The sequence below is a fragment of the Pseudomonas sp. GM21 genome (genome assembly GCF_000282215.1).
Lineage (GTDB): Bacteria > Pseudomonadota > Gammaproteobacteria > Pseudomonadales > Pseudomonadaceae > Aquipseudomonas.
The window spans coordinates 77,168-95,467 of the sequence record NZ_AKJS01000010.1 but is presented as its reverse complement, the minus strand read 5'-3'; the positions used below and the strand labels follow the sequence as shown (position 1 = coordinate 95,467).

General features: G+C 59.0%; 14 protein-coding genes. 5 read left to right on the top strand and 9 right to left on the bottom strand.

The window, feature by feature from the left end; all coding sequences use genetic code 11:
• Positions 1 to 120: 120 nt before the first annotated feature.
• On the top strand, positions 121 to 1,662 hold the full coding sequence (locus PMI22_RS26740) for an alkaline phosphatase D family protein (RefSeq protein ID WP_007942820.1): 1,542 nt from the start codon (positions 121 to 123) through the stop codon (positions 1,660 to 1,662).
• 140 nt (positions 1,663 to 1,802) lie between these two features.
• Here the strand turns inward: PMI22_RS26740 and PMI22_RS26745 are convergent, their stop codons facing one another.
• Together PMI22_RS26745 and PMI22_RS26750 are read right to left on the bottom strand one after the other, a co-directional pair.
• Entirely contained in the window at positions 1,803 to 4,331 is a 2,529-nt protein-coding gene (locus PMI22_RS26745; protein ID WP_007942819.1) for a PepSY domain-containing protein, read from the bottom strand.
• A 138-nt stretch (positions 4,332 to 4,469) separates the two neighbouring features.
• Entirely contained in the window at positions 4,470 to 6,770 is a 2,301-nt protein-coding gene (locus PMI22_RS26750) for a TonB-dependent receptor (RefSeq protein WP_007942817.1), read from the bottom strand.
• Positions 6,771 to 6,978: 208 nt separating this feature from the next.
• On the opposite strand from PMI22_RS26750, the gene PMI22_RS26755 reads away from it, so the two are divergent.
• Positions 6,979 to 7,659: a Fe2+-dependent dioxygenase gene (locus PMI22_RS26755; protein ID WP_007942816.1), complete on the top strand. Its 681-nt coding sequence runs from the start codon at positions 6,979 to 6,981 to the stop codon at positions 7,657 to 7,659.
• Positions 7,656 to 8,423, top strand: coding sequence for a tetratricopeptide repeat protein (locus PMI22_RS26760; protein WP_007942815.1), 768 nt, complete (start codon positions 7,656 to 7,658; stop codon positions 8,421 to 8,423). Before PMI22_RS26755 ends, PMI22_RS26760 begins: the two co-directional genes overlap by 4 nt.
• A gap of 74 nt (positions 8,424 to 8,497) precedes the next feature.
• On the opposite strand, the gene PMI22_RS26765 is transcribed toward PMI22_RS26760, so the two are convergent.
• The 5 genes from PMI22_RS26765 to PMI22_RS26785 all read right to left on the bottom strand — a co-directional run bounded on the left by PMI22_RS26765 (position 8,498) and on the right by PMI22_RS26785 (position 13,559).
• Positions 8,498 to 9,661, bottom strand: a complete 1,164-nt coding sequence (locus PMI22_RS26765) for a type III PLP-dependent enzyme (RefSeq protein WP_007942814.1) — start codon at positions 9,659 to 9,661, stop codon at positions 8,498 to 8,500.
• A 447-nt stretch (positions 9,662 to 10,108) separates the two neighbouring features.
• Positions 10,109 to 11,266: an osmoprotectant ABC transporter ATP-binding protein OsmV gene (locus PMI22_RS26770; protein ID WP_007942813.1), complete on the bottom strand. Its 1,158-nt coding sequence runs from the start codon at positions 11,264 to 11,266 to the stop codon at positions 10,109 to 10,111.
• Complete coding sequence (locus PMI22_RS26775) at positions 11,263 to 11,916, bottom strand: ABC transporter permease (protein ID WP_007942812.1); 654 nt, start codon at positions 11,914 to 11,916, stop codon at positions 11,263 to 11,265. Before PMI22_RS26775 ends, PMI22_RS26770 begins: the two co-directional genes overlap by 4 nt.
• Positions 11,917 to 11,928: 12 nt before the next feature.
• Positions 11,929 to 12,822, bottom strand: coding sequence for a glycine betaine ABC transporter substrate-binding protein (locus tag PMI22_RS26780; protein WP_007942811.1), 894 nt, complete (start codon positions 12,820 to 12,822; stop codon positions 11,929 to 11,931).
• A 20-nt stretch (positions 12,823 to 12,842) separates the two neighbouring features.
• On the bottom strand, positions 12,843 to 13,559 hold the full coding sequence (locus PMI22_RS26785) for an ABC transporter permease (protein WP_007942810.1): 717 nt from the start codon (positions 13,557 to 13,559) through the stop codon (positions 12,843 to 12,845).
• Positions 13,560 to 14,047: 488 nt separating this feature from the next.
• Here PMI22_RS26785 and PMI22_RS26790 point away from each other — a divergent pair, with 488 nt between their 5' ends.
• Both PMI22_RS26790 and PMI22_RS26795 read left to right on the top strand, forming a co-directional pair.
• Complete coding sequence (locus PMI22_RS26790) at positions 14,048 to 15,631, top strand: peptide chain release factor 3 (RefSeq protein WP_007942808.1); 1,584 nt, start codon at positions 14,048 to 14,050, stop codon at positions 15,629 to 15,631.
• 340 nt (positions 15,632 to 15,971) lie between these two features.
• A complete protein-coding gene (locus PMI22_RS26795) occupies positions 15,972 to 16,226 on the top strand; it encodes a hypothetical protein (protein ID WP_007942807.1) in 255 nt (84 codons plus the stop codon).
• A 124-nt stretch (positions 16,227 to 16,350) separates the two neighbouring features.
• On the opposite strand, the gene PMI22_RS26800 is transcribed toward PMI22_RS26795, so the two are convergent.
• Entirely contained in the window at positions 16,351 to 17,331 is a 981-nt protein-coding gene (locus tag PMI22_RS26800) for a peptide ABC transporter ATP-binding protein (RefSeq protein ID WP_007942806.1), read from the bottom strand.
• Complete coding sequence (locus tag PMI22_RS26805; RefSeq protein ID WP_007942804.1) at positions 17,331 to 18,299, bottom strand: ABC transporter ATP-binding protein; 969 nt, start codon at positions 18,297 to 18,299, stop codon at positions 17,331 to 17,333. The genes PMI22_RS26800 and PMI22_RS26805 overlap by 1 nt, the downstream gene beginning before the upstream one ends.
• Position 18,300: the final 1 nt, after the last annotated feature.

Sequence of the window (18,300 nt, the reverse complement as noted above, 5' to 3'; positions counted from 1 at the left end):
GCCTGCTCGCGATGAGGCCCTCACATTCAACATCTTTGTTGACTGTCAGACCGCTATCGCGAGCAGGCTCGCTCCCACAGGTGGGCATGTACTTTAGTTTTCCTTTTCAGGGAGAACACCATGAGCGAATTCGACCCCGGTCGCCGTCTTGTCATCCAGGCGGTGGGCGCGGGGCTACTGTTACCGGGGCTTGCGCCGGCCGTGATCGCTTCGGTCAGGGATCGTCCGCAACTCACCGATGGCGTGCAGTCCGGCGACGTGCTGGGTGACCGGGCGATGATCTGGAGCCGCTGCGACCGTCCGGCGCGGATGGTGGTGGAATGGGATACCCGCAGTCTGTTCAGCAACCCGCGCCGATTGGTCTCGCCATTGGCTGATGCCCGCAGCGATTTCACCGCGCGGGTGGAGCTCACCGGGCTGCCCGCCGATCAGGCGATTTTCTATCGCGTGTCCTTCGAAGACGCCCAAAGCGGTGTCGCCAGCGAACCCTGGTTCGGCCATTTGCGCAGCGTGCCGCAAACCCGCCGTGACATTCGTTTTGTCTGGAGCGGCGACACCGCCGGCCAGGGCTTTGGTATCAACCCGGATATCGGTGGCATGCGCATCTACGAAGCCATGCGGTTGCGCCTGCCGGACTTTTTTATCCACAGCGGCGACACCATCTATGCCGACGGCCCCATACCCGCGCAACTGACCACCGAAAGTGGCCGGGTGTGGCGCAATATCACCAGCGAAGCCAAGAGCAACGTCGCGCAAAGCCTCGACGATTTTCGCGGTAACTACCGCTACAACCTGATGGATGAAAACATCCGCCGCTTCAACGCCGAGGTCCCACAGATCTGGCAATGGGACGACCATGAAGTGGTGAACAACTGGTCGCCGGGCAAGCCACTGGATGTGCGCTATCAGGGGAAAGATATCCCCGACCTGGTCGGACGCGGACGTCAGGCCTGGCTCGAATACGCACCCATGCGCTTGCAGAGTGCCGACAATGGCGGGCGGATTTATCGCAAGCTCGGCTATGGGCCGCTGCTCGATGTGTTTGTGCTCGATATGCGCAGTTATCGCGGCGCCAACGATGACAACCTCGGCGCTGCAAAACCCTTTCTCGGGCGTGAGCAACTGGACTGGCTCAAGCAGGAAATGAATGGCTCGCAAGCGCAGTGGAAAGTCATCGCCGCCGACATGTCGATTGGTCTTGGCGCGCCCGACGGTGAGGTCAGCCCCGGCGTGACACGGTGGGAAGCGGTGGCCAATGGTGACCCGGGACCGGCGCAGGGGCGGGAGCTGGAAATCGCTGAGTTGTTAGGATTCTTGCGGGCGCAGCAGGTGCGCAACTTTGTGTTTTTGACGGCGGAAGTCCACTACTGCGCGGCGCATCATTACCACCCGGATCATGCCGCGTTTCAGGACTTTGATCCGTTCTGGGAGTTCGTCGCCGGGCCTTTGAACGCAGGGAGTTTTGGGCCGGATCGGCTGGATAAGACATTCGGCCCTGAGGTGATTTTCGAGAAGGCATCGCCGACGCACAACGCCTCGCCGTTTGCCGGGTTTCAGTTTTTTGGCGAGGTGAATATTGACGGGCAGACAGGGGAGATGAGGGTGGTGTTGCGGGATCTGGATGGGGTGTCAGTGTTTGAGCAGAAGGTGCAGCCGGTCTGAGAGGGCTGCGCTCATTTTAGGTTCGCCACTGAACCAATGTGGGAGCGAGCTTGCTCGCGATTGCGGTATAACAGCCAACAATGTGTTGAATGTTAAACCGTCATCGCGACAAAGCTCGCTCGCACAGGGGATTGGTATCGTCAGTAGACGTCGCGGCGGTAGCGACCCTGTTCGATCAGCCGATCTACCTCAGCAATCCCGAGCACCTCGTTGAGCACGTGATCCACGCCCGACGCCATCCCTTGCAAGCTGCCGCAGATGTAAATGACGGCGCCATCGGCCAGCCATTTCTTCAACTCATCGGCTGACTCACGCAGGCGATCCTGCACATAGATCTTTTCGGCCTGATCCCGCGAGAACGCCAGGTCGAGCCGCTCCAGGTCGCCTGAAATCAACCACTCTTCCAACTCATCGCGGCACAGGTAATCGTGTTCCCGATGACGTTCTCCAAACAGCAGCCAATGCCGTTGTTGCCCATCGGCAATCCGCGCCTTGAGCAAACTGCGCAGTCCGGCCAGGCCGGTACCGTTGCCCAGCAGGATCATCGGTACCGGTTCGGCCGGCAGATGGAAGCCACTGTTGCGCCGCACGCGCAGGCTGATGGAACCACCCACGGGCGCGTGTTCCGTCAGCCATCCGGAGCCGATACCCAGGCTGCCGTCGGCGTGCATTTCCTGACGCACGATCAACTCCAGCACGCCATCAGCAGCAATCGAGGCGATGGAGTATTCGCGCATGGCCAACGGCACCAGTGCATTGAGCAATGCCTGAGCGTGCAGGCCGACCAGATGGGCTCTGTTCTCAGGCAGTTGGCGCGTGGCGAGCGCTTGTTCCAGAGGTTGTGACAAGCCATCAAACTCAACAGTGGCACGACCGTCGATGCCCAGGCCATCGAGGAAGTGCTCGATGACCCACGGGCAATTACGCGGCAGCACTTCCACCAGATCACCGGCCAGCCAACTGCTGGTGGAGGGGGCGCAGAGGCCCAGCAAGTACACCGGAGAACCGATGCTGTCCGGGTTCATTAATTCGCGGCTGACCAGTGTCCAGTTGTCGTAGCTCGGTGCTTGCCAGGTGTCGACCGGTGTCTGTCCGGTCAACAGACCCAGTTGGTGCTGCCAGTGACGCAAGGCGTACGGGTCGCCGCTGTCGACTTCTACCGGCGCGAACAAAGTCTTGCCGCCATGCTCACCCAGCCAGGTGTGCAAGCGTCGGGCGAAGCCGCAGAAGTGTTGATACTGGCGATCACCGAGGCCCAGCACTGCATAGTTCAGGCTTTGCAGGCTCGATGCCCGACCCAGCACCTTGCGTTCGAACCCGCGTGCACTGTCCGGCGCTTCGCCGTCACCGAAGGTGCTGACCACGAAGAGCGCGTTATTGGAATCCAGTAAATCCTGTTCGCTGACACTCGCCAGCGGTTGCACCTTCACCGGCAGTCCGGCGGACTGCAATTGTCCGGCTGTCTGCCATGCCAGTTGCTCGGCAAAACCGCTTTGGCTGGCGAAACCGATCAGCCACGCGGGTGCATCGCTGCCCGGTTGTGCGAGGTCTTTGCGTGCGTTCTTGATCTGTTTTTTCTTGCGTCGGCGATCCAGGTACAGCAACCAGCCCGTGACGAAAAACAACGGCATGGCCAGCGAGCTGATCATCAGGAGGATCCGCCCGACCATGCCGAAGTAGTTGCCGACGTGCAGCGCGTAGATGCTGGTGAGCAATTGCGCCTTGAGGCTCTTGTCGCTGTAACGATCGTGCTGCCTGACGATGCCGGTCGCCGGATCGAGGGTGATCTGGTTCAGGGCACGGTCGTGGGGGGAGGTTTTCAGCAGGTAGAACACAGTCGCCGGTTGGCCGGCTACGGGCGGCATACGGACGTTGTAAGCGCTGAGTTCCGGGCCTGCGGCGCTGTAGACGCTGCTCCAGATGGCCGAATAGTCGGCGGTTGGTGGCGGACCGCTCGGCGCAGGACCGCGACCACCACGAACTCGCTCGTTTTGCGGTGCGTCGGACAGCAGACGGGTCAGGCCTTTGTTGTACCACTCATACGACCAGAACAACCCCGTCAGCGCCGCCAGGAGGTAAAACACCAGGCACCAGGTTCCGGCTATCGAGTGCAAATCCCAGTTGAAGCTGCGACCCTTTTTCTTCCAGTCCAGGGTCAGCCAGGCACGCCAGCTTTTCCACTGGCGCGGCCAGCGCAGGTACAGGCCGGACAAGCAAAAGAACACCAGAATCAGCGTGCACGCGCCGGTGATGTTGCGGCCGGTGTCGCCCATGGCAAGGAAGCGGTGCAGTTGCAGCATCAAGCCGAAGAAATCCTGGCCGGTGGCGTCGCCCATGAACTCGGCGGTGTACGGATCGAAGTAGCGCATCTCGCCACGGCGTTGGCCCGGTGGCGGGGTGAAAAACACCTTGGCCGCATTGCCGCTGTCGGTCTCGACGGAGAGCATCGAGACTTTTTTTCCGGACGCGGCTTCGATACGCTCAACCAGTTCGACGGGCGGCAGGACGCCGGCAACCTGCTTCTCGACCTGCAACACGGATGGGTTAAGCACACTCAGGATTTCATCCTGAAACGATACCGTTGCCCCGGTGATGCCCATCAGGGCCAGGACCAGCCCGGCACTGATGCCGAAAAACCAGTGCAACTGGAACAGGGTTTTCTTCAACACGTCGCTCGCCTTGTTCGTTCAGAAAGTGTCATCACGGCGCGCATTATGCCGTGGGTTGTCGAGAAGCATTCTTTTTTACACACAAAAGCCCCGTTCATGTAGATGAACGGGGCCTGGCGTTATTGCCAGCCACTTCGATCAGAAGTGGAAGTTGGTGCTCAGCAATGCCGTACGGCCCGGCGCCTGATTGGCGAAGTGGGTCGAAAAGGCTTTGTCGTAATACGTTTCGTTGGTCAGGTTCTGCACGTTCAGCTGCAGGTCGATATTTTTGGTCAGCTTGTAGGCCGCCATCGCGTCGTAACGAACGTAGGATTCAACCATGGTGGTGTTGGCCACGTTGCCGAATACGTCGTCGACATAGAACGCACCGCCACCGACCGTCAGCCTTGGCAGGACCTGATAGGTCGTCCACAGGCTGGCGCTGTTTTTCGGTGTGTTAGGCAGTTCGTTGCCATCGTTGACTGCACCTACCGGGCCGCCGTCGATTTGCTCGCTGTCCATGTAGGCGTAACCGGCGAACACTTGCCATTTATCGGTGATCCTGCCGGTGGCCGACAGTTCGATACCCTGGACGCGGGTTTTGCCGGCGTTTTCATAGGTGTTGGTATTGACTTGAACGCGTGCGTTCTCTTTCTCGGTGCGGAAGATGTCGGCGGTCAGCGAAAGCTGATCATTGAGCAGATCCCACTTGGTACCGATTTCGTAGTTCTTGGTGGTTTCCGGTTTCAAATCGTTATTGACGGTGCCGCCGCCCAAAGGATTGCCTTCGGAGCCTTCGCTCAAGGTGTTGCCCGGTGGTATGGCCGAGGTCGCGTAGGACGCATAGATGCTGCCGTTTTCCGCCGGTTTGTAAACGACGCCGAACTGCCCGGTGACAAACTCACTGGTGTCTTTGTCTTTGGCAGTGGTCACACCGGACCCATCGAAGGTTTTGTAGTCGGTTTCGAAATGGTCGTAGCGCAAGCCCATGTTCAACAGCCACTGCTGGGACAATTCCAGGGTGTCGAACACATACATCGCGTACGTGTCGGCCTTGGTGTCGGTGCCGGCGTAGTTACGCGAAATCGCACCGTTCCATGGATCGTTCGGGTTCGGGTTGGACAGCGAGGTGCAGTTGTAACCGCTTGGCGCGCCGATCAACGCCGGGTTGCAGGTGTTAGTCACTGCCGCTGTTCGCGGGGTGGTGTCGGTGTTGACACTGTACGAGGATTTCTGGCTCTCCTCGTGGGTGTACTCGACACCGGTGGAGTAGCTGTTCTTGAACCCGGCGATGTAGATATCACCAAACAGATCGGTCTGGTTGGTCGTGGTCTCGGTGTTGCTGACCCGGGTGTTAGCCCGACGCCAGACGGTGCCATTGTTGACGTTGCCCTTGCTGTCGTCCGGCTGGGTCAGGATGTAATCCTGCATGCTGCTACCGTGACGCAAGGTGTTTTTGACGGTCATCGCGTCATTCAGATCGTGCGCGATGGCGAAGGTCGAGATATCGGTGCGGCCTTTGCGGAAGTCACGGTCATTGAGGCCGTAGAAGTTTGTGCTGTCGCCGCCGTCGTCCGGTTTGTCCGGGTTGGATTTGGTCCGGGCAGCCGAACCTGCGGCCGGAATGGAGTAAGGAATGCCCGAATCCGGCGTGTCGTTATTTTCCAGATGGTAGTAATCGAGGTTGACGCGGGTGTCGGTGCCCAGGCCGAAAGCCAGCGACGGTGCGATGCCCCAGCGGTCGTAGTCGACGCTGTCACGGCCGGCGACATTGCTTTCGTGGCTCAACAGGTTCAGACGGCCCGCGGTGGTGTCATTCAACTGATAGTTGCCATCCATGGTGTAACGCTGGGTCTGGTCCGAACCCCAAGTAAAACCACCATCAAACGAGTCGCCCAAATGAGCCTTTTTGCTCACCAGGTTGATGCTGCCGCCAGCAGCGCCACGGCCACCGATGGCCGAGTTCGGGCCTTTGCTGACTTCAATCGATTCGACGGCGAAGATTTCGCGGCTCTGCGAACCGGTGTCGCGCACGCCGTCCAGGTAGGTATCGCCCTGCGCGTCGAAACCGCGAATGAACGGACGGTCGCCCTGGGGGTTGCCACCTTCACCGGCACCAAAAGTGATGCCTGGAACGGTACGCAGCGCGTCCTGCATATTGAGGGCGCCCGTGTCCTTGATGACTTGTTGCGGAATGACGGTGATCGAACGCGGCGTATCGACCAGCGGTGCGGTGTACTTGGAAGAGGAGGCTCTTTCCGTGTTGTAGGAAGTCTCGTCCTGAGCCTCGCCAGTGATGGCGGTAGCGCCCAGCGACAGCACATTACTCGGTGCTTTTTCGTCGGCTTTTTCCGCCGCGAAAACCATGTGACCCGCAGAGCCGGCGGTAATTGCCATGCCAATGGCCGATGCGAGCAGACGTGGTGAGCTGACCGGTACGTGTGGTTGTTGACGCGACATTTTGAATTCCCTTCCCCAAGGATTTGAGGCCGCGGAATATAGGGTAGACGCGTATTTGTATCAATTGCGAAACGTTACTATTCGCGAAGAATTTACATTCTTTACAATTTAACCTTACGGTTTTTGGTGTTTCGTCCGTCGTGAGGGTTTTACTTGAGCAATAAGAATCAATACCATTGGCGCCCCTTTGGTCTCAGGTGTCTTTGCCATGCTGTTGCACATTCCCGGCTTGTTCGCGAAAGAAGAAGTGCAGCGCATTCGCGAGGCTCTGGAGCAGGCTGATTGGTCGGACGGCAAGATCACCGCCGGTTATCAGTCGGCCAAGGCAAAGCACAATCTACAGCTGCCTGAAGGCCATCCACTGGCCAAGGAAGTGGGGGCGGCGATGCTCGAACGCTTGTGGAAAAATCCACTGTTCATGTCAGCCGCGTTACCGCACAAGGTTTTTCCCCCATTGCTGAACTGCTACACCGCCGGCGGCAGTTTCGATTTTCATATCGATAACGCGGTGCGCCAGCCCAAGGGCAGCATCGAGCGGGTGCGCACCGATCTTTCGGCAACGCTGTTCTTCAGCGAGCCCGAGGACTACGACGGCGGTGAACTGGAAATCCAGGACACCTTCGGCACCCAGCGCGTGAAGTTGCCGGCGGGCGACATGGTCTTGTATCCCGGCACCAGCCTGCACAAGGTCAACGCCGTCACACGCGGCACGCGTTACGCCTCGTTCTTCTGGACCCAAAGCCTGGTGCGCGAAGACAGTCAACGCGCCTTGCTGTTCGAGATGGACGGGGCGATCCAGCAGTTGACGCAGGACATGCCGGATCATCCATCGTTGATTCGTCTCACCGGCACCTATCACAACTTGCTTCGCCGCTGGGTCGAGGTATGAGTTATCAACTGCGCCGCGAGGAAGTCCTCGACGGTGATTCCCTCAAGGCCATGCTGGAGGAAAGCCCGGCGCGCGCAGCCCAGGCGATTTTGATGGCGGCTCGCGAGGGCGTACTCGATGCCCAGGCCTTGCTGGGGCAGATTCTGCTGGACGGAAACGGCATCGCACAGGATCAGGCGTTGGCATTACGCTGGTTCACGATTGCCGCGAATGGCGGGCACCTGATGGCGCGCAACATGCTCGGGCGTTGTCATGAGCATGGCTGGGGTTGCGTCGCTGATGCCTCGATTGCCGCGCAGCATTATCGGGTCGCAACAGACGCCGGGCTGGATTGGGCGATGTACAACTATGCCAATCTGCTGGCGACCGGACGAGGAGTGATTAAAGATCAGCAGCTAGCGCTGAATCTCTATCGCCGCGCTGCCGAACTTGGTCACGCAAAATCAATGAACCTGCTCGGGCGTTATCTGGAAGAAGGGCACATTTGTCCGATGGATCTGTCGGCAGCTCGCGACTGGTATCGACGTTCAGCAGTCGGGGGGGATTTTCGCGGGCAGTTCAGTTATGCCGCTGTGCTGGCCGAAGAGGGAAATACTGAAGAGGCGCTGGCCTGGTTGCATAAGGCGTTGGCCGGTGGAAATCTGAATTTCCTGCGAGTCGCGATCAAGTCGTTGTTGAATGCCTTGAATCCACAAATCCGCGAGTTGGCAGTGAACTATGCCTTGCGCATTGACGAACTAGAGCTGCAACTGACACCTCTTTAACGCAGACACAAAAAAGCCCATGACACGTCATGGGCTTTTACTTGCAGCTTGAAGCTTAAAACTCGCAGCTGCCCTTAAACGTAAAACGACTTCAGCGGCGGGAAGCCATTGAATTCAACGGCGCTGTAGCTGGTGGTGTACGCACCGGTCGACAACCAGTACAAACGATCACCGATTGCCAGGTTCAGCGGCAGGCCGTACTTGTAGTTTTCGTACATGATGTCGGCGCTGTCGCAGGTCGGGCCGGCGATGACCACTTCTTCCATCTCGCCTTTCTTCTCGGTCCAGATCGGGAACTTGATGGCTTCGTCCATGGTTTCGATCAGGCCGGAGAACTTGCCCACGTCCGTGTACACCCAACGCTCTACAGCGGTACGGGATTTACGCGCAACCAACACCACTTCACTGACCAGGATGCCAGCGTTGGCGATCAACGAACGGCCTGGCTCCAGAATGATTTCCGGCAGGTCGTCACCGAAGTCTTCCTTGAGGAAACGGATGATTTCTTCAGCGTAGGTTTCCAGGCTGTTGGTGCGGGTGATGTAGTTGGCCGGGAAGCCGCCGCCCATGTTGATCAGCTTGAGGTGAATGCCGTCTTCTTCCTTCAGGCGTTCGAAGATCACTTTGACCTTGGCGATTGCCGCGTCCCAGACGCTGATGTCGCGCTGTTGCGAGCCGACGTGGAACGAGATGCCGTAAGGCACCAGGCCCAGGTCACGGGCGAGGATCAGCAGGTCCATGGCCATGTCGGTCTGGCAGCCGAATTTGCGCGACAAAGGCCAGTCAGCGGTGGTCGAGCCTTCGGTGAGGATGCGCACGTAGACTTTCGAACCCGGTGCAGCCTTGGCGATGTTGCGCAGGTCGGCTTCGGAGTCGGTGGCGTACAGTCGCACGCCCTTGTCGTAGAAGTAGCGAATGTCTTTGGATTTCTTGATGGTGTTGCCGTAGCTGATGCGATCCGGGCCGACGCCCTGGTTCATCACTTTGTCGAGCTCGTAGATCGACGCGATGTCGAAGTTCGAGCCTTTCTCTTTGAGCAGGTCGATGATTTCGACGGCCGGGTTGGCCTTGACCGCGTAGTAGACCTTGGCGAATTCGAAACCGGCGCGCAGGTCGTCATAGGCCTGGCTGATCATCGCGGTGTCGATCACCACGAACGGGGTTTCTTGTTTGTCGGCGAAGGCCTTCATTTTGTTGAAGGTATCGCGCGCGAAATAGTCTTCGACGTTGATCGACATGCTGGGAACTCCTACTGGCAAACTGAAATTAACAATGGGTGCAAATGAACGTCCTCCGTATCCCCACTTTGGTTCGCCTACTTCCCAAGGCATGTCGCCGAAAGCAAAAAGGCCATGGGAAGCGGTGCTTTCCCTTGGCCTTGCTGTCTCGTCGTCAGTACTTGAGCCGGATGGATCGTTTCCAGCATGGACGTTCGGCGCGAACTTTAGGGCGTGAGGGGCTTGAGATCAACAAAAAATGTCGCGTTTTTACACGGTTCCGTCGTGTGGTCCCTGACAGCTACTGATGTAACCGACCTGCATGACAGTGTGATGTTCCCTCAAATGATCGTTCCCACGCTCCGCGTGGGAATGCATCAAGAGACGCTCTGCGTCTCAAAGGGTGGACGCAGAGCGTCCGGGGAGGCATTCCCACGCGGAGCGTGGGAACGATCAGCAGTAAGGGGATCAGGCCAGTGCAACTTCCGCTGGCGAAACAATGCTGGTCTTGCCCCCACGGGACTTACCGGAGCTTAGATACTCGGCAATCGATTCCTGAGTCACCTCACCCAGGAACACCCGCTCCGCATCCAACACCGGCAGCCACGAGCGGTTGAACTCGTACATGCGCGACAGCAGGATGCGCAAATGCTCGTCGTACGCGGCGGTAGCGTTGAACTCACGCAGATACTGCGCGCAAGTCCCGGCCTGACGGTGCAGGTCGCGACGACGCACATAACCCAATGCCTTGTTGTCAGCACAGGTGACCACCACATAACGACGGTCCAGCTCGTCCATCAACTCCAGCGCTTCAGCGACCGGCGTTTCCGGGCTCACCGACGGCGCGTTGTCCGCCGCATCCTCGGCTTTCACCAGCAACAGACGCTTGAGCGTGCTGTCCTGGCCGACGAAGTTGCTGACAAAATCATCCGCCGGGTGCGCCAGCAGCGTGTCCGGGTGATCGATCTGCAACAGCTTGCCGGCGCGGAAGATCGCAATCTTGTCGCCCAGCTTGATCGCTTCGTCGATGTCATGGCTGACCATGATCACAGTCTTGTTCAGCGCGCGCTGCATCTCGAAGAACTCGTTCTGGATCATTTCACGGTTGATCGGGTCGACCGCGCCGAACGGTTCGTCCATCAGCAACAGCGGTGCATCCGCCGCCAGTGCACGAATCACGCCGATCCGCTGCTGCTGACCGCCGGACAACTCGCGCGGGTAGCGATTGAGGTATTGCTTGGGCTCCAGCTTGATCATGCTCATCAACTCGCGGGCGCGGTCGTGGCATTTCTGTTTGTCCCAGCCCAGCAGGCGCGGAACGATGGTGATGTTTTCCTCGATGGTCATGTTCGGGAACAGACCGATCTGCTGGATCACGTAGCCGATGTTGCGGCGCAGGGTCACTTCGTCGAGGTCGGTGGTGTCTTCGCCGTTGATCAGGATCTTGCCCGAGGTCGGTCTGATCAGGCGATTGATCATCTTCAGCGTGGTGCTTTTGCCGCAGCCCGATGGCCCGAGGAACACACAGATTTCGCCTTCATTGACGGTCAGGCTTACCGAGTCCACGGCTTTGACATCTTTGCCGTTGCTTTGGAAGGTCTTGCTGAGGTTTTGAAGTTCGATCATTTGAGTAATCCTTTTGGGGTCAGCGTACGTTGCAGCCATTGCAGAAGCAGGTCGGCGAAGATGGCAAGGAGACTGACCAGCACGGCGCCGACGATCAGCATCGACATGTCACTGCGGCTGATGGAAGCGAGAATGAGGACACCGAGGCCACCGGCGCCGATGGTGGCGGCGATGGTCATGACCCCGATGTTCATGACCACGGCGGTGCGCACACCGGCCAGAATGACGGGCACGGCAATCGGCAGTTCAACCATGCGCAGGCGCTGGCCGAAGGTCATGCCGATGCCGCGCGCGGCTTCGCGAATGCCCGGTTCCACGCCGGTGAGGGCGAGGTAGGTGTTACGCATGATCGGCAGCAGCGAGTACAGAAACACGGCGGTGATCGCCGGCATCGGGCCCAGGCCTTGGCCGAATTTGGAGTAGAACGGCAACAGCAGGCCAAACAGGGCAATCGACGGTACGGTCAGCAGCACCGTGGCGCTGGCCTGCAAGGGACCTGCGAGCGTCGGGAAGCGCGTCATCAGAATGCCCAGCGGCACGCCGACCAGGATCGCCAGGGTCACGGCGATACCGACCAGGGTGATGTGTTGCCAGGTCAGATGCAGGACCAACGGCCAGTCGAGATGGGAAAAGGCGTTCAAAAATTCCATGTCTTTTCCTCCTCAGTTGATGGGGTGTTGGCGCAGGAAATCGGCGGCAACGGATGAAGGGCTTTCGTGATCGACATCGACCCGCGCGTTGAGCTGGCGCATGGTGGCGTCATCGAACAGTTCGGCCAGCGGTTTGAGTTCTTCGGCCAGTTTTGGATGTGCATCGAGGTAAACCTGACGCACCACCGGCGCGGCGGTGTAGTCCGGGAAATAGTGCTTGTCGTCTTCGAGCAGTTTGAGCTTGAAGGCGTTCAATCGCCCGTCAGTGGTGTAGACCAGACCGGCAAACACTTGGCCATTGCGCAGGGCGGTGTAGACCAGCCCTGCGTCCATCTGGCGGATGTTGTTGCGGGTCAGGTTCATGGTGTACAGGTCGACCATGCCGTCCAGACCGTCGGAGCGGTTGGCGAACTCGGTATCCAGCGCGACCAGATGATTGCCTTTCTGCTCTGCCTGCAACACCGTGTTCAGCTCGCTGATGGTGTTGATCTGCGGGTAAGCCTTTGCGGTGGTTTCCGGCAGGGCCAGGGCGTATGTGTTGCTGAACTTCGACGGGGTGAGCCAGACCAGGCCTTTTTTCGCGTCGAGTTCTTTCACCTTGGCGTAGGACTGAGCGCTGTCGAGTTTGTCGGTGACATGGTTGTATGCCACCAACGACACGCCGGTGTATTCCCACATCAAATCCAGCTGGCCACTTTCCTGGGCGCTGCGGGCCAGGTTGCTGCCCAGTCCACCGGTCACCTGGGTGTCGTAACCCTTGGTGCGCAGGTATTGGGAGGTGATTTCCGCCAGCAGGGTTTGTTCAGTGAACACCCGGGCGCCGATGCGGATCACCGGTTTTTCAGCGGCTTGGGCAAATCCTGCGAATAGCAGGACGCAGCCTAGTAAAAAGCTAAATGTCTTCATAAAGATTCCTTTGCCGAGGCTTAAGACGGGCGCAAGCCGCGTTCGAGCCAGAGGCGGCTGGCGAGTGTCACCAAGCCATCGAGCAGCAAGGCCAGCAGGGCGGTGCAAGCCGCGCCGAGCAGCAGTTGCGGCTGATTGTTCAGGGCGATGCCGGGGAAAATCAGGCTGCCCAGGCTGTTGGCGCCGATCAGGAACGCCAGCGGTGCGGTCCCGACGTTGATCGCCAGTGCCACACGCACGCCACCGATAATGATCGGCACGGCGTTCGGCAGTTCGACTCGCCACAGCACTTGGGTCGGGGTCATGCCGATGCCGACCGCCGCTTCTTTGAGCGAGCCCTGAACGTTTTTCAGGCCTTCATAGGTGTTGCGCACAATCGGCAACAGCGAGGCGAGGAACAGGGCGAAGATCGCAGGGCCGCTGCCGATGCCGAGGATGCCCAGGGCGATGGCCAGTACGGCGAGAGGCGGCACGGTGTTGCCGATGTTGAAGAGCTGCATGAAGCGTTCAGCGCGTCCCACCATGGTCGGGCGACTGAGGAAGATACCGGCGGGGATGCCCACAACAAGGGCGGCCAGCATGGAAGCGAGGACGAGAATCAGATGAGCTTGCAGGTAAAACAACAAATCGTCGCGGTAATGTTCGATCGTGTTGATGCCAATCCAGTGGATCAGCAGGGCCAGAAGGGCGACGACAACCGCACCTCCTATTAGCCCTTTGCCATAGCGAATAGCCACAGGCGGACTCCTTTTTTCTTTGTCGGCGAACGCAGTCCCGTGTGGCTGTCCATTCCTGGCTGCCGGGAAAATCAACGTTCGCGAGAAGCAGCTCTTCATGTCGGTAAAACCGCATGAGTTCGAGCCATAAGCGCAGCCTCGTCAGGCTAACTTGCTGATTTTTCAGCCCCTGGTACGAGTGCCGTAACAGGGGAGTGGACGTCTGCACCTTTTAAAAGGTTCCATAATTAACAGCAGATAGCCACCCCGCATCTCGTTTTGCCGGTGTAGCAGCTGCCGAGCCCGCGAGGCTGCGTTCGGCTGCGCAGCAGTCGTCGGATCGTTACACGGGACCTGTCTGAAACACCGCAGCGTATGGTTTACGACGGCTTCGCCGCCGAACGCAGCCTCGCGGGCTCGGCAGCTGCTACAGGCGAACGGTGGTTCGTAGGTCATGTTTTGAGCTATACTCGCCGCCCTTTTTTGAATCACCTGCCAGGCGATTTCCCATGACCAAACAGGCCGCCGAAGTCGCGAAACGCCGCACTTTCGCCATTATTTCCCACCCCGATGCCGGTAAAACCACCATCACCGAGAAGCTCTTGCTGATGGGCAAGGCGATTGCGATTGCGGGCACGGTGAAGTCTCGCAAGTCCGACCGCCATGCCACCTCCGACTGGATGGAAATGGAAAAACAACGGGGTATTTCCATTACCACGTCGGTCATGCAGTTCCCGTATCGCGATCACATGATCAACCTGCTCGACACCCCGGGCCACGAAGACTTCTCCGAAGACACCTACCGCACCCTGACAGCGGTGGACTCGGCCTTGATGGTGCTCGACGGCGGTAAGGGTGTAGAGCCACGGACCATCGCGCTGATGGACGTTTGCCGTCTGCGTGACACGCCGATTGTCAGCTTCATCAACAAACTCGACCGTGACATCCGCGACCCGATCGAATTGCTCGACGAAATCGAAGCGGTCCTGAAGATCAAGGCAGCGCCGATCACCTGGCCGATCGGTTGCTACCGCGATTTCAAGGGCGTTTATCACCTCGCCGACGACTACATCATCGTGTACACCGCTGGCCACGGCCACGAGCGCACCGATGTGAAAATCATCGAGAAACTCGACTCCGATGAAGCCCGCGCGCACTTGGGCGACGAGTACGATCGCTTCGTCGATCAGCTGGAACTGGTGCAGGGCGCCTGCCACGAGTTCAACCAGCAGGAATTCCTCGACGGTCAACTGACCCCGGTGTTCTTCGGTACTGCATTGGGTAACTTCGGTGTCGATCACGTGCTCGACGCCGTGGTCAACTGGGCGCCGAAACCGCTGGCCCGTGTTGCCAACGAGCGCACCGTAGAACCGGTCGAAGAGAAATTCGCCGGCTTCGTGTTCAAGATCCAGGCGAACATGGACCCGAAGCACCGCGACCGCATCGCCTTTATGCGTATCTGCTCCGGCAAGTACGAAAAAGGCATGAAAATGCGCCACGTGCGCACCGGCAAAGACGTGCGGATCGGCGACGCGCTGACCTTCTTCTCCTCCGAGCGTGAGCAACTGGAAGAAGCGTTTGCTGGCGACATCATCGGTTTGCACAACCACGGCACCATCCAGATCGGCGACACCTTCACCGAAGGCGAAGTCCTGGGCTTCACCGGTATCCCGCACTTCGCCCCGGAACTGTTCCGTCGCGTGCGCCTGCGTGATCCGCTGAAATCCAAGCAACTGCGTCAAGGCTTGCAGCAACTGGCCGAAGAAGGCGCGACGCAAGTGTTCTTCCCCGAGCGCAGCAACGACATCATTCTCGGCGCCGTGGGTGTGCTGCAGTTCGATGTGGTCGCGAGCCGCTTGAAAGAGGAATACAAGGTCGAGTGCTCTTACGAGCCGATCACCGTTTATTCCGCGCGCTGGATTGATTGCGACGATAAGAAGAAGCTTGAGGAATTCCGGGTCAAGGCCGTGGAAAACCTTGCAGTCGACGGCGGCGGTCACCTGACCTACCTGGCCCCGACGCGGGTCAACCTGGCGTTGATGGAAGAGCGTTGGCCGGATGTGAAATTCCGTGCGACCCGTGAGCATCACTAAGCGTTGAGTCGAAACACCGAAAACCCCGTTGCGAAAGCCGCGGGGTTTTTTGTTTTCAGCGCGGTTAGATCGTTCCCACGCTCTGCGTGGGAATGCCGCCCGGGACGCTCCGCGTCCCAGAAGCGGACGCAGAGCGTCCATTGAGGCGTTACCACGCAGAGCGTGGGAACGATCACAATAACGATTCGAGATAGCGGTTATTCAAAACCAATCTCCCCGCCAATGGCATTTCTGCCGCCTCGTTAGCCTCCTATCTGGAGAACCTAGCTGATCGGAACTAGATTTCAATTAGCGTCAGTCCGGCGCCCAAGCGTCACCCCCAAAAAGGATGGATTCGGCTATGAGCATTTTTCAACGCATTGTGCTGTTGCTTAAGGTTTTAGTGATGTTGTCAGTGGGGATGTCGGCTGCATGGGCAGAGTGCCCGGACCATGAGAAACAAGCGTCGAGCGAGCAGGTGGCACATTCGAGCTTGATGATCGCCAAGTCCGACTCAGAGCCAGGGGACCAAGATCAGGGTGGTAGCAAGGGCGATGACGATTCGACCACTGAAGAGCCGGACACCGACGACGATGAAGGTGACAGCATGTCGTAACGGCCCCACAAAATAAAACCCCCTCTGCTCCGATAGTTACGCAATCAAAGTAGAAGGGGTTACTGAGCAGATCGCATTTCACTGTGGGAGTTAGCCGACCGGAGCCGGCTCACTCCCACAGTTTTTACGCCGCGCCGTCGATGAACTGCTCGGCGTAATGGCAAGCCACCTGGCGGCTGTCGAGCAGGCGCAAGGCCGGCTCTTCAGTGCTGCAACGCTCGGTCGCGTACGGGCAGCGTTTGTGGAATGCGCAGCCGGACGGTGGGTTCAGCGGGTTGGGCAACTCGCCGACGATCTTGATTTTGGGCTTGTTCGGGTCCGGGTGAATGGTCGGCGTGGCCGACAACAGCGCCTGGGTGTACGGGTGCAGAGGACGCTCGTAGATGTCGTTCTTCGGCCCCATTTCCACCGGGCGACCGAGGTACATCACCATCACGTCATCGGCAACGTGCTGCACCACTGCCAGGTTGTGGGAGATGAACACGTAGGCGGTGTTGAACTCTTGCTGCAAATCCATGAACAGGTTCAGCACCTGCGCCTGAATCGACACGTCCAAAGCCGAAGTCGGCTCATCCGCGACCAGCACTTTCGGTTGCAGCATCATCGCGCGGGCCAAGGCGATCCGCTGACGCTGACCGCCGGAAAACATGTGCGGATAACGCTGGTAGTGCTCGGGACGCAAGCCGACCTGCTTCATCATCGCCTGCACTTTCTCGCGACGTTCGGAGGCACTCAGGTTGGTATTGATCAGCAGCGGTTCGCCGAGCTGGTCACCGACTTTTTGCCGAGGGTTCAGCGAAGCGTAGGGGCTCTGGAACACCATCTGCACGTCTTTGCGCAGTTGTTTGCGCTGGGCCTTGTCGGCTCCGGCGACTTCCTGGCCGGCGATTTTCAAGGAGCCGGAGGACGGCTCTTCGATCAGCGTCAGGGCTCGGGCGAGGGTGGATTTGCCACAACCCGATTCGCCTACAACGGCGAGGGTCTTGCCGGCTTCCAGTTCGAAAGACACACCGTTCAGGGCGCGTACGGTCGCATGCCCCTTGAACAGGCCACGGGACACTTCGTAGTGACGGGTCAGGTCGCGGGCGGTAAGTACGACGGCCATTACGCCACCTCCTGATTCAGCGGGTAGAAGCAGCGGGCGAGGCTGTGGCTTTTCGGGTCGAGGGTTGGACGCTGTGCGCGGCAACTGTCTTGCACGTACGGGCAACGTGGCGACAGCAGGCAACCCTGCGGACGGTCATAACGACCTGGAACGATGCCCGGCAGCGTGGCCAGACGCGTGGCGCCCAGGCTGTGTTCCGGAATCGCCTTGAGCAAGGCTTCGCTGTACGGGTGCGCCGGAATGTCGAACAGCTGTGGCACTTGACCGACTTCAACCGCTTGGCCTGCGTACATCACGCACACGCGCTGGGCGGTTTCGGCCACGACGGCGAGGTCGTGAGTGATCAGCACCAGGCCCATGTTCTGCTCTTTCTGCAACGCCAGCAGCAGGTCCATGATCTGCGCCTGAATCGTGACGTCCAGGGCGGTGGTCGGTTCGTCAGCGATCAGCAGTTTCGGTTCGCCGGCAATTGCCATGGCAATCGCCACACGCTGGCTCATGCCGCCAGACAGTTGGTGCGGGTAGGCGTCCATACGGCTCGCGGCGCCGGGGATTTCCACTTTTTCCAGCAGCTCGATGGCACGCTTGCGGGCGGCATTGCCGGACATTTTCAGGTGCAGGCGCAGTACTTCTTCGATCTGGAAACCGACGGTATAGCTCGGGTTCAGCGCGGTCATCGGGTCCTGGAAGACCATGGCCAGGTCTTTGCCGACGATTTGCCGACGCTGACGGTTGCTGAGCTTGAGCATGTTCTTGCCGTCGAAATTCAGGGCGTCGGCCGTGACGATTCCCGGATGTTCGATCAGGCCCATCAACGCCATCATGGTCACGGATTTACCGGAACCCGACTCGCCAACGATGGCCAGGACTTCGCCCTTGTCCACGGAAATGTCGAGCCCGTCGACCACCGGAACGGCGTTCTTGTCGCCGAAACGAACGTTGAGATTCTTGATTTCTAACAGTGACATT